Origin of the sequence: Arthrobacter cheniae (genome assembly GCF_003602275.1) — a bacterium.
GTDB classification, from domain to species: domain Bacteria; phylum Actinomycetota; class Actinomycetes; order Actinomycetales; family Micrococcaceae; genus Arthrobacter_D; species Arthrobacter_D cheniae.
On sequence record NZ_QZVT01000004.1, the window covers coordinates 200,504 to 220,409 of the forward strand.

At 66.6% G+C, this 19,906-nt stretch carries 21 protein-coding genes and 3 tRNA genes; 9 read left to right on the forward strand and 15 right to left on the reverse strand.

Annotated features, from left to right (window positions below; translation table 11 throughout):
* Positions 1-86: 86 nt before the first annotated feature.
* The 5 genes from D6T63_RS08770 to D6T63_RS08790 all read left to right on the forward strand — a co-directional run bounded on the left by D6T63_RS08770 (position 87) and on the right by D6T63_RS08790 (position 4,982).
* A complete protein-coding gene (locus tag D6T63_RS08770) occupies positions 87-1,259 on the forward strand; it encodes a Gfo/Idh/MocA family protein (protein ID WP_182976939.1) in 1,173 nt (390 codons plus the stop codon).
* Positions 1,260-1,355: 96 nt separating this feature from the next.
* The gene (locus D6T63_RS08775; RefSeq protein ID WP_120148626.1) at positions 1,356-2,354 is read left to right on the forward strand and encodes a sugar phosphate isomerase/epimerase family protein; all 999 of its coding nucleotides are present in this window, start codon (positions 1,356-1,358) and stop codon (positions 2,352-2,354) included.
* A 122-nt stretch (positions 2,355-2,476) separates the two neighbouring features.
* Positions 2,477-3,301, forward strand: a complete 825-nt coding sequence (gene nadE, locus D6T63_RS08780; protein WP_120148934.1) for an ammonia-dependent NAD(+) synthetase — start codon at positions 2,477-2,479, stop codon at positions 3,299-3,301.
* Between the two features lie 26 nt (positions 3,302-3,327).
* Positions 3,328-4,137 carry an exodeoxyribonuclease III gene (locus D6T63_RS08785; RefSeq protein WP_120148935.1) on the forward strand — a complete coding sequence of 270 codons (810 nt, stop codon included), beginning with the start codon at positions 3,328-3,330 and terminating at the stop codon, positions 4,135-4,137.
* A gap of 5 nt (positions 4,138-4,142) precedes the next feature.
* Complete coding sequence (locus tag D6T63_RS08790) at positions 4,143-4,982, forward strand: hypothetical protein (RefSeq protein ID WP_120148627.1); 840 nt, start codon at positions 4,143-4,145, stop codon at positions 4,980-4,982.
* A gap of 128 nt (positions 4,983-5,110) precedes the next feature.
* Here D6T63_RS08790 and D6T63_RS08795 read toward each other — a convergent pair whose 3' ends face one another.
* From D6T63_RS08795 to D6T63_RS08855, 13 genes are all read right to left on the reverse strand, one after another.
* Entirely contained in the window at positions 5,111-6,121 is a 1,011-nt protein-coding gene (locus D6T63_RS08795; RefSeq protein ID WP_120148628.1) for a LacI family DNA-binding transcriptional regulator, read from the reverse strand.
* 3 nt (positions 6,122-6,124) lie between these two features.
* Positions 6,125-7,087, reverse strand: a complete 963-nt coding sequence (locus D6T63_RS08800) for a carbohydrate ABC transporter permease (protein WP_120148629.1) — start codon at positions 7,085-7,087, stop codon at positions 6,125-6,127.
* On the reverse strand, positions 7,084-8,049 hold the full coding sequence (locus D6T63_RS08805) for a carbohydrate ABC transporter permease (protein WP_120148630.1): 966 nt from the start codon (positions 8,047-8,049) through the stop codon (positions 7,084-7,086). Before D6T63_RS08805 ends, D6T63_RS08800 begins: the two co-directional genes overlap by 4 nt.
* 142 nt (positions 8,050-8,191) lie before the next feature.
* A complete protein-coding gene (locus D6T63_RS08810) occupies positions 8,192-9,541 on the reverse strand; it encodes an ABC transporter substrate-binding protein (protein ID WP_120148631.1) in 1,350 nt (449 codons plus the stop codon).
* 181 nt (positions 9,542-9,722) lie between these two features.
* The gene (locus tag D6T63_RS08815) at positions 9,723-10,433 is read right to left on the reverse strand and encodes a hypothetical protein (RefSeq protein ID WP_120148632.1); all 711 of its coding nucleotides are present in this window, start codon (positions 10,431-10,433) and stop codon (positions 9,723-9,725) included.
* A complete protein-coding gene (locus D6T63_RS08820; RefSeq protein ID WP_120148633.1) occupies positions 10,430-11,032 on the reverse strand; it encodes a DUF6286 domain-containing protein in 603 nt (200 codons plus the stop codon). Before D6T63_RS08820 ends, D6T63_RS08815 begins: the two co-directional genes overlap by 4 nt.
* A complete protein-coding gene (locus tag D6T63_RS08825; protein WP_120148936.1) occupies positions 11,029-11,388 on the reverse strand; it encodes a hypothetical protein in 360 nt (119 codons plus the stop codon). The genes D6T63_RS08820 and D6T63_RS08825 overlap by 4 nt, the downstream gene beginning before the upstream one ends.
* Before the next feature lie 89 nt (positions 11,389-11,477).
* Positions 11,478-11,669, reverse strand: coding sequence for a DUF2273 domain-containing protein (locus D6T63_RS08830; protein WP_120148634.1), 192 nt, complete (start codon positions 11,667-11,669; stop codon positions 11,478-11,480).
* 8 nt (positions 11,670-11,677) lie between these two features.
* Positions 11,678-12,136, reverse strand: a complete 459-nt coding sequence (locus D6T63_RS08835; RefSeq protein WP_120148635.1) for an Asp23/Gls24 family envelope stress response protein — start codon at positions 12,134-12,136, stop codon at positions 11,678-11,680.
* Positions 12,137-12,254: 118 nt separating this feature from the next.
* Complete coding sequence (locus D6T63_RS08840) at positions 12,255-12,755, reverse strand: hypothetical protein (protein WP_120148636.1); 501 nt, start codon at positions 12,753-12,755, stop codon at positions 12,255-12,257.
* A 273-nt stretch (positions 12,756-13,028) separates the two neighbouring features.
* Positions 13,029-13,101 (reverse strand) — tRNA-Phe (locus tag D6T63_RS08845).
* 70 nt (positions 13,102-13,171) lie between these two features.
* Positions 13,172-13,245: transfer RNA gene (locus tag D6T63_RS08850), tRNA-Asp, on the reverse strand.
* Positions 13,246-13,333: 88 nt separating this feature from the next.
* Positions 13,334-13,406 (reverse strand) — tRNA-Glu (locus D6T63_RS08855).
* Between the two features lie 195 nt (positions 13,407-13,601).
* On the opposite strand from D6T63_RS08855, the gene D6T63_RS08860 reads away from it, so the two are divergent.
* Both D6T63_RS08860 and D6T63_RS19205 read left to right on the forward strand, forming a co-directional pair.
* Positions 13,602-13,973: a metallopeptidase family protein gene (locus tag D6T63_RS08860; protein ID WP_326963824.1), complete on the forward strand. Its 372-nt coding sequence runs from the start codon at positions 13,602-13,604 to the stop codon at positions 13,971-13,973.
* 179 nt (positions 13,974-14,152) lie between these two features.
* Positions 14,153-15,664, forward strand: coding sequence for a C40 family peptidase (locus D6T63_RS19205; protein WP_182976940.1), 1,512 nt, complete (start codon positions 14,153-14,155; stop codon positions 15,662-15,664).
* A gap of 19 nt (positions 15,665-15,683) precedes the next feature.
* Here D6T63_RS19205 and D6T63_RS08880 read toward each other — a convergent pair whose 3' ends face one another.
* A complete protein-coding gene (locus D6T63_RS08880; RefSeq protein ID WP_120148639.1) occupies positions 15,684-16,715 on the reverse strand; it encodes a universal stress protein in 1,032 nt (343 codons plus the stop codon).
* Between the two features lie 250 nt (positions 16,716-16,965).
* Between D6T63_RS08880 and D6T63_RS08885 the strand changes: the two genes are divergently transcribed.
* Positions 16,966-17,619, forward strand: coding sequence for an FAD-dependent monooxygenase (locus tag D6T63_RS08885; protein ID WP_235830643.1), 654 nt, complete (start codon positions 16,966-16,968; stop codon positions 17,617-17,619).
* A gap of 23 nt (positions 17,620-17,642) precedes the next feature.
* On the opposite strand, the gene D6T63_RS08890 is transcribed toward D6T63_RS08885, so the two are convergent.
* Positions 17,643-18,269: a copper resistance CopC family protein gene (locus D6T63_RS08890; protein ID WP_120148640.1), complete on the reverse strand. Its 627-nt coding sequence runs from the start codon at positions 18,267-18,269 to the stop codon at positions 17,643-17,645.
* A 153-nt stretch (positions 18,270-18,422) separates the two neighbouring features.
* Here D6T63_RS08890 and D6T63_RS08895 point away from each other — a divergent pair, with 153 nt between their 5' ends.
* A complete protein-coding gene (locus D6T63_RS08895) occupies positions 18,423-19,874 on the forward strand; it encodes an NCS2 family permease (protein ID WP_120148641.1) in 1,452 nt (483 codons plus the stop codon).
* Positions 19,875-19,906: the final 32 nt, after the last annotated feature.

Sequence of the window (19,906 nt, forward strand, 5' to 3'; positions counted from 1 at the left end):
CATGAACGGCGGGGAGCCCTGTCACTGGCAAGGGCTCCCCGCTTCGATCCAACAGCTACTACAACCGCCGCCGGATAAGAGGAAACATGCTGAACGACGTACCACCCCTGAGGGTTGCCCTGATCGGACACGGATTCATGGGCGCCGCCCATTCACAGGGCTGGCGGGTTGCTCCACGCTTCTATGACCTTCCAGCCCGACCGGAAATGACACTGCTCGTCGGACGCAATGCCCAGGGCGTGGAAGCCGCAGCCAGGAAATGGGGGTGGGAGGAAACTGCCACGGACTGGCGGGAAGCCATTGCCCGTGACGACATCGACGTCGTCGATATCGTCACTCCCGGTGGTTCGCACGCCGAGATCGCCATTGCTGCGCTGGAGGCGGGAAAGCATGTGCTGTGCGAGAAGCCGCTCGCCAATACCCTCGAGGAGGCCGAAGCGATGGCGGAGGCGGCAGAGCGCGCCGGCACGAATGTCTTCGCCATGGTCGGCTTCACCTATCGTCGGGTCCCTGCGACCGCTTTCGCCCGCGACCTGGTCCAGTCCGGAGCCATCGGGGAGGTACGGCAGGTCCGGGCCAATTACCTGCAGGACTGGCTCGTCGATCCCGACGCCCCGCTGACCTGGCGCCTTCAGAAGGACCACGCCGGATCGGGCGCGCTCGGCGACCTGGGCGCCCACGCCGTCGACCTCGCGCAGTTCGTCACCGGCCAGAGGGTGATCGGCGTGAGCGGCATCCTCAACACCTTCGTTCATGAACGCCCCCTGCTGGGAGAGGCATCAGGGTTGGCTGGTACTGCGGTCTCCGAGCGAGGTTCTGTCACCGTGGATGATCTCGCACTGTTCAGTGGCCGGTTCGACGGCGGCGCCGTCGGATCCTTCGAGGCGACACGCATGTCCACCGGCCGCAAGAACGCTTTCCGGCTCGAGGTGGCAGGCTCCACCGGAGCGATCTCCTTCGACCTGGAGAACCTCAACTCCCTCGGTTTCTACGACACGACAGCGCCGGATACGCGCCAGGGGTTCACCAACATCATGGTCACGGAGCCCGCGCACCCCTACATGTCGGCATGGTGGCCGACCGGCCACGCCCTGGGCTACGAACACGGTTTCGTGCACCAGGCGAAGGACTTCGTCGAGGCTGTCATGGAGCAGCGCCAGCCTGAGCCCTCCTTCGCCGACGGTCTGCAGGTACAGAAGGTACTTGACGGCGTCGAGCGCAGCGCCGCCGCAGACAGCGTCTGGACCAAGACGATCTAGGTCCGACCCCCTCAGGCTCGCGCCTCCTCCGTCGGGCTGTCGCCACAGACCGAACGCCTCCAGCTCAGCACTGACTACCCCGCAAGGAGCACTCGAATGCCACGCAACTTCACCCTGTTCACCGGCCAGTGGGCCGATCTCCCCTTCGAGAAGGTGGCCGAACTCGCCGGCCAGTGGGGCTACGACGGACTGGAGATCGCCGTGTCCGGCGACCATCTCGACGCGTGGCGATGGGACGACGACGCCTACATCCAGGACCGGCTCGACATCCTGGAACGCAACGGCCTCAAGGTATGGACGATCTCGAACCACCTGAAGGGCCAGGCCGTCTGCGACAGCCCGATCGACTTCCGCCACCAGGCGATCGTCGGGCCGAAGGTCTGGGGCGACGGCGACCCCGAAGGCGTGAGGCAGCGTGCGGCGGAGGAGATGAAACTGACCGCGAGGCTCGCGAAGAAGCTAGGCGTGGACACCGTCGTCGGCTTCACCGGATCCTCCATCTGGCAGTACGTGGCCATGTTCCCGCCCGTCCCGGCGTCGGTCATCGATGCCGGATACCAGGACTTCGCCGACCGCTGGAACCCCATCCTCGACGTCTTCGACGAGTGCGGTGTCCGCTTCGCACACGAGGTGCACCCCTCCGAGATCGCCTACGACTACTGGTCCACGCAGCGCACGCTCGAGGCCATCGGTCACCGCCCCGCGTTCGGCCTCAACTGGGATCCGAGCCACTTCATGTGGCAGCAGATCGACCCCGTGGCGTTCATCTCGGACTTCCAGGACCGGATCTACCACGTGGACTGCAAGGACACGAAGATGCGCATGGGTGGCGGCCGCAACGGCATCATGTCCTCGCACCTGCCCTGGGGGGATCCCCGCCGAGGGTGGGACTTCGTCTCCACCGGTCGCGGCGACGTTCCCTGGGAGGACAGCTTCCGGGCCCTGACAGCTATCGGCTACTCCGGCCCCATCTCCGTGGAATGGGAGGACGCCGGCATGGACCGCCTGCAGGGTGCACCCGAGGCCCTCGCCTTCCTGAAGGGATTCGACTTCGCCCCGTCGGAGACGTCGTTCGACGCCGCCTTCAACCAGTAGCTCCTCGACCAGCAGGTCGCCGCCCCGGGCCGTCGCGGCACGCCCCGGCGCGGCGGCCCCGCTCCCTCTGCTCGCGCGTCGTTCGTAACGTCGTAGAAATCGAAGCGGAGTAGCCTGTGTCCATGCGCGAACTTCAGGCCCGGATCATTGAGGAGATGGGCGTCAAGCCCACCATCGAACCTGCTGCAGAGGTGCGCAGCCGCGTGGGATTCCTGAAGGACTATGTGCGGTCCACAGGCACTCGTGGCTTCGTCCTCGGCATCAGCGGAGGGCTCGACTCCACCCTTGCCGGGAAGCTCGCCCAACTCGCCGTCGACGAGCTTCGCGCCGAGGGGGTGGACGCCGACTTCATCGCGGTGCGGCTTCCCTACAACATGCAGAAGGACGAGGAGGACGCCCAGGCGGCCCTCGCCTTCATTCAGCCCCGCACCTCGAAGGTGTTCAACGTGGCGCCCGCCGTCGATGGCATCCAGCAGGAGTACGCGCGCGCCACGGGCGAGCACATCTCCGACTTCACCAAGGGCAACACCAAGGCCCGGGCCCGCATGGTCGCCCAGTACGCAATGGCCGGACAGCACAACCTCCTCGTCGTCGGTACGGACCACGGCGCCGAATCCGTCACGGGCTTCTTCACCAAGTTCGGCGATGGCGGAGCGGACATCCTCCCCCTCTTCGGCCTCAACAAGCGCCAGAACCGCGCGCTGCTCCAGGAGCTCGGCGCCCCTGCCTCCCTGTTCGACAAGATCCCGACGGCGGACCTGCTGGACGATCTGCCGGGCCGGGCCGACGAGCACGAGCTCGGTCTCACGTACGAGCAGATCGACGACTACCTCGAGGGACGCGAAGTCGATGCCGACGCCGCGAAAGCCATCGAACATCGCTACTGGATCACACGGCACAAGCGAACGGTGCCCGTGACGATCTTCGATTCATGGTGGCGGGGCTGAACACCGCCGTTGGTAACGTAGAGACCGTGAAGATCGCCACCTGGAACGTCAATTCCCTCCGTGCCCGCGCCGACCGCGTCGAAGCCTGGCTCAACCGCTCCGACGTCGACGTCCTGGCCATCCAGGAAACGAAGTGCAAGGACGACAACTTTCCCTGGGACCTGTTTGAGAACAGCGGCTTCGAGGTGGCGCACTTCGGCCTCGGTCAGTGGAACGGTGTCGCCATCGCGTCCCGGGTAGGGCTCGACGACGTCGAGCGCACCTTTCCTGACCAGCCCACCTTCGGCAAGCCTGGAACAGAGCCCGTTCAGGAGGCCCGTGCCATCGCCGCAACGTGCGGGGGTGTCAGGGTCTGGAGCCTGTATGTCCCGAACGGGCGCGCCCTGGACGACCCGCACATGCCCTACAAGATCGATTGGCTCGATACCCTCCGCGGCCACGCCCAGCAGTGGATCACCGAGGACCCCGAGGCGCAGATCGCCCTGATGGGTGACTGGAACATCGCGCCCCAGGACGAGGACGTGTGGGATATCGACCTCTTCGTCGACGGCGGATACACCCATGTAAGCCCGCCCGAGCGCGCCGCCTTCCAGTCCTTCCTCGATTCCGGCTTCACGGACATGGCACGCCCGTACACGCCGGGCCCCGGCCTCTACACCTACTGGGACTACAAGCAGCTGCGATTCCCCAAGAAGGAGGGCATGCGCATCGACTTCGTCCTCGGTTCACCCGCCCTGGCCAGGCGCGCGACCAACGCCTTCGTGGACCGCGAGGAGCGCAAGGGCAAAGGTGCCTCTGACCACGCTCCCGTCATCGTGGAACTCAGCGGGCCGTGAGCCGGATGGGCGACCCGACCCGGCCGTTCCCCTACGTCTCCTACCTCCGCGTCTACGAGCCCCTCGACGCCTTCTCGGACGCCCAGCAACTGGCTATTCTGGAGCAGCGCGCGCGTGAGCGGGAGCTGACCGAGTCGATCGAGCACGACCAGTCCCTGCGGCGCGTGCTGCGCTCCGTCTCCGATCCGTTCCCGCACCACGAGCCGGACCTCGTGCGGGTGACGCAGTTCCCCACCGCCAGCGGTAGGACGGCGCCCTACTACTGCCCGAACCAGCTCGCCGTCAGGACGACACTGGCTGCGGAATCGCTCGACCACAGCCTCCGTGGGCCACTGATCGACGTCCTCGTGCCCGACGTCGCTCGTGAGGCCCACCAAGCGAGGCTCGATCCGGACACCTTCGCCGACTCCGTCGCCAAGTTGCACACGCGGTCCGCCACCTGGGGTGTGCCATTCGCCTGGTTTGCGCTGATCCATGAGGACGACCTCACGGAGGTGGTCGAGGATGACGGCCGGGTCACCACCGTGCGCGTCACCGCGAGGATCGGAGACTGCATCGACCGCGGCAGGCGCTGCGTCGCCCAGCTCGCCATCGGCGCTCCGGAGATGGACCTCCTCGACGAACTCACGGAGATCGTGGAATGGCTCGAGATCTTCCGTCGTGATGCCGTGGTGGAAGTGGACTACGGCCCGGTGGCAGATCGCGTCTTCCCCGATGACTCCCCCATGGATGTCCGCCTGGGGATCGAGAGCCTCGCGGAGGCGGACATGATGGGTGCAGCGGCGTCCTACCGGCGCCTCGCCTCGCGATGGATCCCTATCCGACAGCTTGCGCGCGCATCCTGAACAGACCGGTTGCGGAAACCGTAGCGCGCCCTGGAACGAGGACGGCGTGCTGAAAGCCGAGCACGGCCACCACACCAACGATCCGTCGGTGCAAACCCACGGAGCCGCACGTAGGCGACGCCCGGCGCTCAGGCTCCGACCGGTCCCGTCGACTGCCGCTCGACCAGAAGGTGTGGCCGCGACGGAGGATATTCGGATGGCTCATGGCGCAGTAGCTCACCCAGGAGGAGGTCCGCTGCGAATGCGCCCTGATCCGCGGGATCCTGGCGGATGGTCGTCAGACCCATCGGCTCGGCGAACTCGTGGTCGTCGATGCCGATGACCGACAGCTGGCCTGGAACCGCGATCCCGAGTTCCGCGGCGGCTTTGAGGACGCCGAATGCCATCTCGTCCGAGGAGCAGAACACCGCCGTCGGACGATGCAGCGGATCGGCGAGCAGCTTCAGCGCCGAGGACCGGGACGTCGAGAACCTGAAGTCACCGAAGGCCGACCAGTCCTCGCGCACGGGAAGGCCGTGGTCTGCCATCGTCTGCCGGAACGCCTGCTCACGGAGGCGCGGCACCTCGAAGTCGATGTCGAAGGACCCGCCCCCGCGCATGTGGGCGATCTGAGTATGGCCGAGCCCGATCAGGTACTCCACAGCATCACGGGCCGCCCTTGCATCATCGATCCCGACGTGGCGTACACCCTCGACGGCACCACCGATCACGATGTTCGGGTACTCGAGCTCCTGGACCGCTGTCCGCTCCTCCTCCGTCAGATGCATGCACATCACCAGTAGCGCATCGATGCGCTTGCGGAGGATGGAGCGATGGAATACGCGGTCCCGGTTCACGCCGTCGCCGCCGAGGCTGAACACGATGAGATCGTAGCCGGCAGCACGCAACTGGCGGTCCACGCCTTCGAGTACGGCGGAGAAGTACCAGCGATCGATCACCGGGACGAGGACACCCATGGCCATGGTGCGGCCGGAAGCAAGACCGGACGCCGACGACGACGGCACGTAGCCGAGTTTGTTCGCGGTCGCGGTGACTCTTGCGCGTGTCTCCTCGGCTACGCCCGGCAGCCCGCGCAGTGCGCGGGACACCGTCGCCGTCGACACCCCGAGGGAGGCCGCGACGTCGTCGATACTGGTCATGTCCTAACCCTTCAGGCCACCGGCCAGCAAGCCTCGCACGAAGTAGCGCTGAAGCCCGAAGAACACCGCGAGCGGAACGATGATGGACACGAAGGCGCCGGCCGTCAGGCGTTGCCACTCACCACCGCGCGACCCTTGGATTTCCGCGAGGCGCTGGGTGATCGGGGCGACGTCGGCCCCTCCGCCCGAGAACACGAGGGCCACCAGAAGGTCGTTCCACAGCCAGAGGAACTGGAAGATTCCGAAGGAGGCGAGGGCCGGAGTGGCGAGGGGGACGACGATGCGCCAGAAGATCGTGCTGTGTCCGGCGCCGTCGACGCGGGCTGCCTCGATGACCTCTCCCGGGATCTCCGCGATGAAGTTGTGCAGCAGGAAGATCGCCAGCGGAAGTCCGAAGATGGTGTGGGCCACCCACAGTTGCGCATACGTGCCGCTCGGCAGCAGCTGGAACTCACCGATCTTCAGGACCTGCGTGAACAGCTGCAGGAGCGGGATGAGTGCCATCTGCAGCGGGACGATCTGGAGCGCGAAGACGAAGATGAACAGGCTGTCCTTGCCTTTGAACCGCCCCCACGCGAACATGTAGGCGGCCATCGCGCCGAGGACCAGCGTGAAGATGGTTCCCGGTATCACGATCGCGAGCGAGTTCACGAAATAGGACAGCAGGTTGGGCGACTGGCTGCCTCCCGGACTCAGCACATCGGCGTAGTTCTCGAGTGTCAGCTGCCGGTCGGTGAAGACGTTCCACCAGCCGTTGCCCTTGATGTTGGCTTCCGGCCGGAACGACGAGATGAGCAGGCCGAGGGTGGGGATCGTCCAGATCACGGCAATGATGATCGCCGCCGCAGTGGCCCGGCGCGAGGTCAGCCGCTGCCTCACGCGCTTCTGCATGGTGGAGCGGTCCCGGGAGGCGTCGTCGACCTCCGGCAGGAGATCCTTCTTGTTCTCGAGGGGGACAGTGCTCATCGGATTTCCTTCTGCTTGCGGAGCAGCCTGGCGTTGTAGATGACGACCGGCAGCACCATCAGGAACAGGATCAGGGCCAGGGCGGCGCCCCGTCCGGGCTCACCCGCCCTGAAGGCCTGGGTGTACATCTCGTTGGCGACCACAGAGGTCTCGTACTGTCCCGCGGTCATCGTACGGACGATGTCGAAGACCTTGAGAGTCCCGATCGTGATGGTCGTGACCACCACGATGAGGGAGCCGCGAATGGTGGGGATGGTGACATTCTGGAATTGCTGCCAGGCGCCGGCACCGTCGAGTCTTGCCGCTTCGACGATCTCGGTGGGGATGCCCTTGATCGCCGCGGAGAGAACCACCATCGCGAATCCCGTCTGGATCCAGATCATCACCGCGATCAGGAAGAACGTGTTCTCGGGGGCATCGAGCAGGAATTGCTTCGGCTCCTGCCCGAACCAGACCAGCAGTTGGTTCAGCAGTCCGATCTGGTCCTGTTCGGCGCCCTTGTAGGCGTAGACGAAGCGCCAGATGACACCGGCTCCGACGAAGGAGATGGCCATGGGCATGAACACCAGCGCCTTCAGTGCCTTCTCGCCACGGGCGCGATCGATGAACACGGCGTAGGCGAGTCCGACGGACGTGGCGAGCAGTGGGACGAGGACCACCCAGATGAGGGTGTTCCTCAGGGTGATGAGTGCCTCCGGCTGCGTGAACATCCAGACGAAATTATCGAGTCCTACGAACGCTCCGTTGCGGTCCGTGAAGGACAGGTAGGACGTCTGCAGAGCGGGAAACACCAGCCCTACTGCAAGCAGGACCAGTGCCGGAGCCAGGAATCCCGCAATCTGGACCTTGTCTCGCGCCGACTTCGGCGCCCGGTCCACGATGAGCATGATGAGGCCGATGACGGCTGCGAACACAGCAAGGCCCACCACCACCTGTAAACCTTTGTCTGCAATATCTTCCACAGCCCAGCCTCCTTGGTGTGCGTTATGAAAAGAATTGGGAGGGGCGGCAGGGTAGGGCGAATTTCACTGTGCAATCCGCCCTGCCCTGCCGGGTACAGCAGGGCGCCCCGACCATTCGGTGGGGCGCCCTGCTGCTAGTGGCCTAGGACGAGGGCCAGCTGTCCTCGACCGACTTCGTTACTTCCTCGGTGGAGGAGCCGTTGATCCAGTTCACGATGCCACTCCAGAAGGAGTTGGAACCGACCGCACCCGGCATCAGGTCGGAACCATCGAAGCGGAACACGGTGTTGGGATCCTGCAGCAACTCGATCGACTGACGGTCGAGGTCCGATCCGGCGAGCTCCGGATCCAGTCCCTTGTTGGCGCTGATCGCACCACCCTGGGATACGCGGGCGTTGGCGAATTCAGCCGTGGCCATGTACGTCTGCAGTGCAACGACCTCGGGACGGTCGGCGTAGGCGCCGACCATCTCGCCGCCACCGGTGATCGCCGTTCCAGCGGCAGGATCGACGGGAGGAGTCATGAAGGCCCATACATCGCCGTCTTCGGCGACGTTGGTCCCTTCGGGCCAGTTGGCAGCCTGGAAGGATGCCTGGTGGTGCATGGCGCACTGTCCGTCGAGGACGGGCTGGCCGGCTTCCGCGAAGGCGGTCGAGAGAATCGAACGCGAGTCGCCGAACCCTCCATTGACGAAGTCGTCGTTCTTGAGGATGTCACCGACGCGGTCGAAGGACTCGACGATCCGCGGGTCGTCGAACGGGATCTCGTGGGCTACCCACTGGTCGTAGACGTCGGGGCCGTGCTCGCGGAGCACGGCGTCCTCGATCCAGTCGGTTCCGGGCCAGCCGGTTGCTTCGCCGGATTCGAAACCTGCACACCAGGGCTTGATTTCTTCTTCCTCGCCGGCGATCTTCTCCGTGAGCTCGGTCATCTCGTCCCAGGTGGCGGGGACTTCCCAGCCCTTCTCTTCGAAAGTCGCGGGGACGTACCAGACGTAGCCCTTGATATTCGCGAGCATCGGAGCCCCGTAGAAAGTGCCGTCAACGGTGCCGTACTTCTTCCAGTCAGGGCTCCAGCCCTCATCGACGAGGTCCGAAACCGCCTGCGGAGCCGGCTTCAGGTTGCCCGCCTGGGCGGCGAGCAGGCCCGGCTGAGGGAAGATGGCGAGGTCGGGAGCAGTCCCACCCTGGGCGCGGACGCCGACCTGGGTCTCGAATTCCTTGGAGCCCTCGAACGCCACCTCGATACCGGTGCACTCCGAGAAATCGGCCCAGGAGTTCTCGAGGTATTCCGCTTCGAGATCGACGATGGATGAGTAGACGCTGACCTCGGCGCCGTCGAACGTCCCGTAGGACTCGTAGGCGGCACAGTCCACGTCGCCGGAACCTCCTGCACCGTCGGATCCCTCCGACCCGCACCCGGCGAGAGCCAGGAGGGAAACGCTGAGTGCTGCAACGGGCAGCGTTAATTTCCGTGAGCGAATATTCGCCATTGAAACAGACTCCTTTGTCTTGCGGCCCGTGTTCGTCAGGCTCGCGGCGTCGCTGCCGCCCAGCCCAGGAATGCGCCGCCTTCCTGATTGATATCGCAAGAGTAAGCGCTTACATCCCCGAGTGACAACCCGGCGGAGCAGCATCACCCTGCTGATACCGAATCGTAACTGGAATCAGGATTCAGCTGACGCGGTCTGCACGCGTCCAACGGACACGGGTGCCCGAACTGATGCTGATCAGCACCGGAGTACGGTATCCCGTGACCCGGTCCAGCGCCTCGACGAGTCTGGAGACCTCGGCGGCGACGGCATAGGGCGCCGCACCCTTGCGAGGGAAGACCCTCACCCATAGGCCCGGCACGCCCCGGACCTGCCACGTGCTGACCGAAGCGCCGACCAGCTCGGAGCGTTCCAGCAGCGCAGCCTTCAGGGCCTGCTCCGCGGCCGCGGCCGTAATGGTCACCGACCCAAGCGTCCCTCCATCCTCCGACTGCACGCCCCTCGACCCCATTCCGGAGGACCGACCACCGGCTGATCCTCCGGCCGGCGGCCCCACGTGCCGGCCGTGCGGTGCGGGAAACCGGGCGTCTACGGACGCGAAGAGCCCTGTTCGGCCCCTCCCCTGCGCCGCGATCCAGAGCACGAGCAGCACGATCAGGACGAGCAGCACCGCCGCGAGTGCAATCCAGAGCCAGGTATCGGCTTGCCCTTCGAGCGTGGTGGCGGTGCGGACGTCACCGATCGCCTGGGCCACCCGCGGCGCAGCGCCGCCCCACCAGACGGCAACCGCGGGCAGTGTCAGGAGGACGAGCCCGGCGGCACCGGCCGCGAGCAGGAGTATCCCCACGACGGCGAGCACGATTCGGTTGAGTAAGCGCGGCGTGGTGTTCATTGTCCGATGACCCCCGATTCCGCCACGACGACGGTGATGCGGGGCTCGGGCTCCACGCTCGAGCGCCGGAGGTCATCGGCAACGGCTGCGCGGACGGCCTCCGCGTCGACGGGAATCCCGGACGTGGGCCGGATCTGGACCGTGACCGACGAGCGGCCGACGGTGACCAGCACCTGCTCGGGCGCAACTCCCGCCTCCGCGCGTGCCCGACGGGCGAGCGAGGACGCCACGACCTCGGCGTCGACCACGACGGCGGCCCGCTCATTCGGAATCGTGTAGCGGGCGCGGCGTCCGGGAAGGAGTGCGAGGAGGAGCAGGAGCACACCGAGGACGAGCAGAAGGAAGGAGCCTGTGCCGAGCAACGATGCAGGCACCCCACTCGGCAACGCCCCGATCCATGCGGCAACCGCCTCGACGTCGACGAGGAACGGGTTGTCCCCCAACGCCTTTAGCGCGGCCTCGAACAGCAGGACGAGGCAGACGATGATCAGGAGGATCGCGGTCAGAACCGAGGGGACGGCACGCGAAGCGTGCAGTTCCCGGCGCACGAGACGGGCGGTCGACGCCGGCGCGGAGCGGTCGAGCGGGGTCGGACTCACAACACCCTCGCCCCCTTGGTGACGGTGCTGCCGATGATACGGATGTCGACTCGGCTCAGCCGCGCGCCGGTCAGCTGCTGCACGCGGTCGAGGATCGGTGTCCGGGCGGCGGCTGCGCGGGACCACAGGGGACCCCCGAAGGAGTCGACGATGCTGGGATCATCCGCCACGCGGGTCAGGGCCGGCACGGGCAGAGGCAGGGCGAGGAGGAGGGCAAGGAGGCCCTTGTCATCGGAAAAGGACGCCTTCACCTGCGTCGGCGCGACACCGAGCACCTCCGCTGCAGCTGCCCGCGCAGTACTGGTCAGCGCCTGCGTGGTGATGCGGTTGTGCCCAGCGAGGGCAGCCACGCCCATGGACACCGCTTCGGTGGTCACGAGGGTCGTCACGGAGTTCGTCACGGTGCGGGGGCGATCGGGGTCGAGCTCGGGACCGGGCTCGCCGGTCACGAGGACGAGCGTCGGCCGGCCAGGGCGTCGATGACGCCTCGGAGGTCGAGCTTCCCCTCGACGATGCGCCCGACGACGGCACCACAGAGCACCAGGACCAGGGTCAGGAGGAATCCCCAGAAGCCGAAGATCAGGGCCGCGAAAGCGAGGACCGCGCCGGCCGCCATGCCGATTGTGGTGGGAGTCATCGCGGGGCTCATTCCACCGGCTGCTTGAGCTGGGTCGCACCGGTGGCACCAACGCGCTCGACGATCTTCGGCTCCGCCGGCGGTGGGAGGTGTACGTCGAGGATCTCGACGTTGACCTCGATCACCTCGAGCCCCACCAGTTCCGTGAGAGCCTCGTAGACCGCGACGCGCACGGCGTCCGCGAGGGCGTTGAGAGCGAAGCCATCGTCCGCGACGAGGCTGATATCGACCGCGAGCTGGGTCTGACCGACCTCGACCTTCACGCCTTGCGAGAGGTCGCTGGCACCGACCGCGTCACGAATGGCTCCGAGCGCACGCCCGGCACCCGGCCCGAGTGAATGCACACCCGGGACGGCCCGGGCCGCGATGGCAGCGATCTTGACGGCGGCCGGGTCTCCGATCACCGTTCGTCCGGCTGGTGTGCCCTGGAGGACGGGCAGGGGCCGCCCCATGGCTTGCTCGATCATCGAGGACTCCCTTTCATGTGTGCCCAGCCTAAGCCACGGTACTGCCGCACGGTGGCCGTCCGGGGCTATTCGCGGAAGGCGTCGGGGACAAGGGCGGAGCGGAGCAGGGTGGAGGGCGTCAGGAGGTAGTGCAATGCTGCCCGAGCCAATCCTGCACCGGCACCATGGCACGACGGAAGGCCTTCTCGTCGAAGGTGCCCGAACCCTCGGGCGGCGCTTCCACGGAAGATGCCAGCATGGTGAAATCGTCCTGCAGATCGGCGGGCACCTTCGCGCGAAGGTCGAGGATCTGCTGCTCGAGCACCACGAGGTCGTGCGGATCCGTGGAGGAGCGAAGACTCAGTGGGGCGAGCATGGCCGTGGTCATGCCGGCAGCGACGATCACGCAGTGCTTCGAGGGATCCTCGCCGGACTGGACGTCCGGTTGCTCCGTGTCGGGAGATGCGCCGTCCGGACGTGCGGACGGGGATGCGTCCGGCGACGCACGGGTGCTCGGCACTGCTGGAGGGCTCGCGGGCATGGTGAGCATCGTCTCGGCAGGTGAGGGCGCTTCGAAGCTGCACCCGGTCAGGCCAACGGTCAGGGCACAGAGTCCGACTGCGGAATGCAGGAATCTCACGGGGTGCCCTTTCGTCTCGGTTCATGCCGGGGGTTCAACGCGTGAAACCTCCACTACTATCCCAGGCGGTTCCCCCAGGCAACCGACTGGACGCCTGCTCGGGGTCGAGGACTCACGCCTGGGGACCTGCGGGGCCGCACCCGGTGATGCTACGGCGCGAACCCCCGTGTTGGCTGGGAGCACCGAGGGCACTGTCGGTGAAGAACGTGGTGAGCCGATTTCGGACATAAGAAAAACCCCGCGTTCCGTGGGGAACTGCGGGGTTTTCAGCAGTGGCTCCGACCGGCGTCGATCCGGTGACCTCTCGATTTTCAGTCGAACGCTCTACCAACTGAGCTACAGAGCCATGCGACCATCTTCCGATGATCACCGTATCCAGCCCGGCCTGGCTCCCCGAGGGGATCCAGCCGCCTGAGCGACCCTGACGGGACTTGAACCCGCGACCTCCGCCGTGACAGGGCGGCGCGCTAACCAACTGCGCTACAGGGCCTTACTAACTTCACTTGCAATTTTTGCAAGAGCTCCAGCCTACCAGCACTTTTCATTCCGGTTGACCGCCCGTGAGAGCTGCCCCTGCGTACCCCCAACGGGATTCGAACCCGTGCCGCCGCCGTGAAAGGGCGGTGTCCTAGGCCGCTAGACGATGGGGGCCTGGACCACGGATCGGGTTCCTGCAACCTTCCGGAAGACAAGCATTTCCGGCGGATCTTTCCCTGTCGTGGACCTATAAAACTATAGGGGCACGTCGTCGATTACACAAAATCCCTGGTCTGCGCCAGAGAGCTCGCACTCGTGGCCTTCGCTGCCGAGGCATGGAGGCAGGCGGACGGTCTGTACGATCGGGGCGTGCCATTCGAGATCTCCCGGGAAGAGTTCGAGGAAGCCGTCGATGACGCCATCGACCGCATTCCCGATGACCTCGCCCGCGCCATGAACAATGTGGCGATCATCGTGGTCGAAGAGTACGAGCCGTTACCAGGTGAGCCGTCCGACACCGAGCTGCTGGGTCTGTACGAGGGAACCCCGCTCACCGAGCGGGACTCCTGGTGGGAAGCAGGCTCCCTGCCTGATCGCATCAGCATCTTCCGTGGGCCACTCATGCGCCTGTGCGAGTCCCAGGAGGAGCTCGTGGAGGAGATCCTCGTGACCGTCGTCCACGAAATCGCCCACCACTTCGGGATCGACGACGATCGGCTCCACGAGCTCGGCTGGAGCTGACGCGACACGCCGCGCAGATCCTCGTAAATGACACCGTTGTTGTTTACGATACTGAAGTGACTCATGTTGCCAATGTGGTTATTGGCACCTATGGTCGGGACTGTTGCGTGATCCACCAACGGCAGTTTCGGGCGAGAGAGCGGCACAACGTGCAGTCAATATGTAGAACAAGGGACTCCGTGCGCCGCAGTGTTGCCACCCTCGCTGCCACTGTCCTCATCGGGTGCTCCGCAGTCTCACCAGCGCTGGCAGCCTCCCAGGTCATCGCCCCGCGAGTTACCGAGCTCCCCTCGCCGGCCGACATGAGGCGTGCGCAGGATGACGCTGCAGCAACGGCCGGGCTCGTGACGGACATCGAGGGCATCATCGCGACCGCCGGGACGCAGCTACAGGAGGCTCAACTCGACGCCTTCAAGATGCAGGACACCTACACGACCGCCCTGGCCGTCCTGCAGGAGCGCCGTGCTGCATCGGACCAGGCGGATCACCGCGCAGCGGTGGCGGCACGCACACACACCGCTGCCGAGGTGCAGGTCGGAGAGCTCGCAGGCGACCTCTACAGGTCCGGCGGTATGAACCCAGGTATCGAGAGCATCCTCGACGGGAGCGACCTCGACGACGTCATGTACCGGGCCTCCACCCTCTACGGGCTCTCGAGCAGCAGCACGCGCACGCTGGATGATGCCAAGGCGGCGACCGAGGCGTGGATCTCCCTGACCGAGGATGCCGCGGAGGCACACAAGGCGGCCCAGGCGGCCGCCGATGCCGCAGAGGCCGCGGGCGAGGAGGCCCGGACTGCGGCGGCCGGCGCGCAACGCCTCGTGACCGAGAAGGAGGAGGAGCGGACCACCCTGGTGGGGCAGCTCGCCACCCTCCGTCATACGACCGCCGAACTCGAGGACAAGCGCATCGCCGGCCTCGAGCAGGCCCAGCGTGAGCGCGACCTCGCCCGCATCATCGCGGAGTCGGCAGCAGCCGCAGCACCCGTCGTACCAGAGCCGGGTCCGTCCGTTGCAAGCACACCGCCGCTGCGCGATCCTGCGCTCATCAGGACAGAGGCACAGGTCCCGCCGGTCGCTGCTCCGGTTCAGGGCGCGCCTGCGCCCGCAGCTGCGCCGGCGCCCGGACCGACGGCGGCACCTGTACCCGTACGTACCGCCGCCCCTGCCCAACCGGCGCCCCCACAACCTGCTCCGGTGCAGCCGGCGCCCGTCCGACCAGCCCCCGTCCAGCCGGCGCCCGTCCGACCTGCCCCGGTGCAGCCAGCGCCCGTCCGACCCGCCCCCGTCCAGCCTGCACCCACACCGCCGTCGAGTAGTGGCGCCGGAGCCGTAGCCATGAGCTACGCGATGTCCAAGAGGGGTAGTCCCTACTACTACGCCTGGGGCGGCAACGGACCCCTCGGCTACGACTGCTCAGGCCTCACCCAACAGGCATTCGCCTCGGCCGGGGTGTCACTGCCGAGGACCGCTGCCCAGCAGTTCTTCGCGGTGCAGCACGTTCCGCTGTCACAGATGCAGCCGGGCGATCTGGTCTTCTGGGGCAGCGGCGGCGACATCTGGCACGTGGCCATCTATATCGGCGGCAATCAGGTCGTGAACGCCCTGAACCCCACCGACGGCATCGTCATCACCGATCTCGCAGCCATGGGCGGCATGGGCCCTCTGAACCCCTCGGCGGGACGCGCCTGAACCAGCAGGAGCGCCCGGACTAGCGGCCCGGAGCGATCATCGGCCCGAACGAACGCCGGTCCTCGAGCCGTGGGTCTGCCCTGTCCGGAACCACCAGCACCGGCCCGCGCGCATGGTGCAGGACGCCCTGGCTCGTTGATCCCATCAGCATGCCGGCGAATCCGCCGCGACCCCGCGTTCCCACGACCAGCAACTCCGACGTCGCTGACGCTGCGATGAGCACCTCCGCAGGCGGTCCGTCGACGAGGTCGACGGTGATGTCCAGGTCGGGGTAGTGGCTCTGCAGCCAGTCACGCCCGGCCGCCAACTGGACAGCGAGGTCGGCGTGCAGGGCCTCCCGGTCGACAGGTGCCGGGACCCACGCCAGCGAGCCGTTGAACGGTGCGACCGAGCAGATGACCCGGAGTGCGAGTCCCCTCGTGCGTGCCTCCTCCGCAGCGGCGAGCGACGCCATCCGGGCCTGCTCCGAACCGTCCACGCCGACCACCACGACGGGTTCGACGACAGCCGCCGGCTTGTCCCTGTCCTTGTCCTTGTCCCTGCCCTGCTTGCGCCCGAGTTCCGGGTGCCCCAGCCGTGCCCCCGTGCAGACGGGGATGATCGCCGTCGGGCACTTGGCATGGGCCGGCAGGGCGCTGCTGACGGAACCGAGCAGGCGGCCGACGAAGCCGCCGCGGCCGCGGGAGCCGACGACCATGAGTTCGGCTTCCTCGGAGAGATCGAGGAGCACCCCTGCGGCGTCGCCCGTCTCGATCCTGGGATGCACGTCCACCCGTAGTCCCTCGAGGTGTGTGAGGGACTCCTGCAGGACGGCTTGCGCGCTCTCACGGATGACGTCGTCGTCCACGGTGGCATAACCGGCGTCCATGCTCGATGCCGCGAAGACCGGCACGGTGTAGGCCGTCACCACGTAGAGCGGGGCCTTTCGGCGCTCGGCCTCCTGCGCTGCCCAGAGAAGGGCGCACGTGCTCTGGTCCGAGCCGTCGATACCTACGACGATCCCGTGTTGTTCCAACCCCTGCGACAAACCCTCTGCGTGCTCGCTGCCCACGGCAGGCCTCCCTCGGTCGCATGTCCCGCCGCCAAAAGCGGCCGGTCCACCATTTGTAGCGCACTGTGGGGGATCGGTCTATTCACGGTGTGAAAAGTTATATAGTCTTCGATGACCCGTTGCGGGGGCTCCCTCCTGGGCGGCCTCCCTGCGTAATGCTCTTGGATGACCCGTTCGCAACCAAGAGTCCGTACGGCCCGGAAGAGGCGCCGGGCCGTACGGGACCAATGCTTCGTGTGGAGGTAACTCATTGGATTCCTTGCCGCTTGATCCGGTCCGCTCTGCGTCCGCGGTTCCCGCATCGGCAGAGCATACGAGCACCGTGGTCATCGGTTCGGGGCTCTCGGGTCTGGCCGTCGCCAGTGAACTGAGCCGCCGCGGAATCGACTCCATCGTCGTTGAGAGCCTCGAATGCTTCGACTCCGGCGCCATGCGCACCGTCATGACGGACTCCGTGTCCTTATCCGAGCGCACCGAACTGATGCGACTCCTCCGCGGCTACGCTGCCGCCCACCAGCTCGACGTCCGGCAGAGCACGGTGGCGGAGCATCTCAGCATCATCGGTCACCCCAAGCTCATCACCGCTTCCGTAGGGCCCAAGAAGTGGGCGGTCCAGACAGCCGACGGCGTCCTCCTCGCCGACCATGTGGTCCTCACGAAGTACCCCCAGAACGAGCTGCGCAAGTTCCTGCGCTCGATGGGCATCGCGATCGGCCGGGACTTCAAGGCCGCACTGCGGGCAATCGGACTGCATCTCGTCGGGGTCGGCGAACTGCTGACACCCACCACGCGGGAGATCGTGCGCCAGGCCAAGCTCGTCAGCGACATCATCCAGTCCCAGGGGCCCGCGGCGCTCAATCGACTGGCACCGCCCCGCGCAGCGATCTCACCGCTCGGCGCCTGACACGGCCTGATCGGACCCGGCTCCTACCTGTCGGCTCCGAGCTTCTTCCGCGCCGTGAGCGCGAGCGCGACGGCGATGGCTACCAGTGCTGCGATCATCAGCACGATGCTCCACGGGAAATCGCTCACCCCGGCTGTCTGCGTCTCATTGGCCGGGGCATCCTGCGTCTCGACAGGACCGGGCGTCGTCACCGAATCCGGCACCGTCGACGAGCCCTGAAGCGTGGTGAAGGCGAACGTGCCCTCGATGGGGTGCGAGTCCGAGCTCGCCACGCGCCAGTTGACGGTGTACTCCCCCGCAGGGGCCCCTGACCGTAGCGGCTGCGTAGCGGTGCGGTCGACGATCGACACGGGGCCGTCAGCCCAGTCAGCTCCCGCCTCATCGAGGACCTGCACCTGCGCCCCGATCCCTGACGGCACGTTCGAGAAGCCCAGTTCGAGGCTCGGAGGCAACACGTCGACAGTGGCACCCTCGGCCGGATTGGTCCCGGTCAGCTCGTCATGCGCGCCGGCCGGGCCACCCGCGCCAAGGAGTAGGGCGAGAGCGAGGAGGATGGCGGGAACAAGGGCGCCGAAGGACAGCGCGCGACGACGGCGTCCGCGCAGTCGAGTCGCCGGAAGCAGAGTGGACGGGAGTGGAAGGGCAGCCATGGTTCAACCCTACGCGGAGTGCCTGACGGGGTGCTGGGATGCGTTCGCGGGCGATGCCTGGCCCCGGAGGGTCGTCATGAACCTCATGCCGGCGGTACTCCGGGATAGAATCTTCGCGATTGCTCCCCGACCCTTCCGCCCTAGGATCCCCTCTTGCTCAAAACTGGTTCCGTGCTGGATCGCTACTTCGACATCACGCAGCGGGGGTCGACGTTCTCCCGCGAAATCCGCGGCGGCCTCGCCACGTTCTTCGCCATGAGCTACATCGTGGTCCTCAATCCCCTCATCCTCGCCGGCGCCGATTCGTCGGGCACCGAGCTCGGCTTCGAGCGCGTCGCGGCCGTGACGGCACTGGTAGCGGGCATCCTGACGATCGTCATGGGTGCCTGGGCGAAGTACCCCTTCGCCCTGGCGACCGGCCTCGGCGTCAACGCGTTCGTGGCCATCACCGTGGCGACCAACCCCGGGCTCACCTGGCCGGACATCATGGGGCTCGTCATGCTCGCGGGCCTGACGATGCTCGTCCTGGTGCTGACAGGCTTCCGGACGGCGGTCTTCAATGCGGTGCCCGAGAGCCTCAAGACGGCGATCGTCGTCGGGATCGGCCTGTTCATCGCGCTGATCGGCCTGGTCAACGCCGGTTTCGTACGCCGCGTGCCCGACGTCGCCAACACCACTGTCCCCGTGGGTCTCGGCTTCGGCGGCGTGCTGATCGGCTGGCCCACCCTGATCTTCGTCTTCGGCCTCATCCTGACCATCGCCCTCGTGGTGCGTAAGGTGCGCGGCGCCATCCTCATCGGCGTCCTCGCCGCGACAGTGCTCGCCGTCGTGGTCGAGGCCGTCGTGAACGTGGGTCCGAGTTTCATCCCCGGCCAGGACCCGAACCCCGCGGGTTGGTCGCTCGTGGTGCCCGAACTGCCCAGCGGTGCGTGGGTGGGGATCCCCGATCTCAGCCTGGTGGGTAACGTGAGCCTGTTCGGCGCGTTCGGTCATCTCGGCGGAACAGCTGCGCTCCTGCTGACCTTCACCATCCTCCTCAGCATCTTCTTCGACGCCATGGGCACCATGGTGGGGCTCGCGAACGAGGCCAAGCTCGTCGACGAGAAGGGCAACATCCCCGGCGTCGACCGCGTCCTCGTGATCGACGCCCTCGGTGCTGTGGCAGGCGGTGTCGGTTCGGTGTCCTCGAACCAGATCTACGTCGAGTCCGGCGCCGGTATCGGCGAGGGCGCCCGGACAGGCCTCGCGAACGTCGTGACCGGCATGCTGTTCCTGCTCGCGATGTTCTTCACACCGCTCATCAGCCTCGTCCCGTTCGAGGCCGTGGCCCCCGCGCTCGTGGTGGTCGGCTTCATGATGGTGGCGCAGGTGGGCCGCATCGACTTCGACGACTGGGGCATCGCCATCCCGGCCTTCCTCACCTTCACCCTCATGCCGTTCACCTATTCGATCGCGAACGGGCTCGGCGCAGGCTTTATCGCCTTCGTGCTGATCCGCGCGATCCAGGGTCGGGGCCGTGAAGTGCACCCCCTGATGTGGGCCGTGGCCGCCGCCTTCGTGGTGTTCTTCGGCATCGGCCCCATCGAGGAGCTGCTCGGTATCTGACCGAGAAAAAGCGACGACGGCGGATGGGGGAC

What these genes read in the sequence shown, in the direction of transcription:
- D6T63_RS08815 (WP_120148632.1), bottom strand. Translation starts at nt 10,433, where the DNA reads ATGAACACCACGCCGCGCTTACTCAACCGAATCGTGCTCGCCGTCGTG.
- D6T63_RS08770 (WP_182976939.1), top strand. Translation starts at nt 87, where the DNA reads ATGCTGAACGACGTACCACCCCTGAGGGTTGCCCTGATCGGACACGGA.
- D6T63_RS08775 (WP_120148626.1), top strand. Translation starts at nt 1,356, where the DNA reads ATGCCACGCAACTTCACCCTGTTCACCGGCCAGTGGGCCGATCTCCCC.
- D6T63_RS08825 (WP_120148936.1), bottom strand. Translation starts at nt 11,388, where the DNA reads ATGGGCGTGGCTGCCCTCGCTGGGCACAACCGCATCACCACGCAGGCG.
- D6T63_RS08790 (WP_120148627.1), top strand. Translation starts at nt 4,143, where the DNA reads ATGGGCGACCCGACCCGGCCGTTCCCCTACGTCTCCTACCTCCGCGTC.
- D6T63_RS08835 (WP_120148635.1), bottom strand. Translation starts at nt 12,136, where the DNA reads ATGATCGAGCAAGCCATGGGGCGGCCCCTGCCCGTCCTCCAGGGCACA.
- D6T63_RS08890 (WP_120148640.1), bottom strand. Translation starts at nt 18,269, where the DNA reads ATGGCTGCCCTTCCACTCCCGTCCACTCTGCTTCCGGCGACTCGACTG.
- D6T63_RS08795 (WP_120148628.1), bottom strand. Translation starts at nt 6,121, where the DNA reads ATGACCAGTATCGACGACGTCGCGGCCTCCCTCGGGGTGTCGACGGCG.
- D6T63_RS08810 (WP_120148631.1), bottom strand. Translation starts at nt 9,541, where the DNA reads ATGGCGAATATTCGCTCACGGAAATTAACGCTGCCCGTTGCAGCACTC.
- nadE (WP_120148934.1), top strand. Translation starts at nt 2,477, where the DNA reads ATGCGCGAACTTCAGGCCCGGATCATTGAGGAGATGGGCGTCAAGCCC.
- D6T63_RS08830 (WP_120148634.1), bottom strand. Translation starts at nt 11,669, where the DNA reads ATGACTCCCACCACAATCGGCATGGCGGCCGGCGCGGTCCTCGCTTTC.
- D6T63_RS08800 (WP_120148629.1), bottom strand. Translation starts at nt 7,087, where the DNA reads ATGAGCACTGTCCCCCTCGAGAACAAGAAGGATCTCCTGCCGGAGGTC.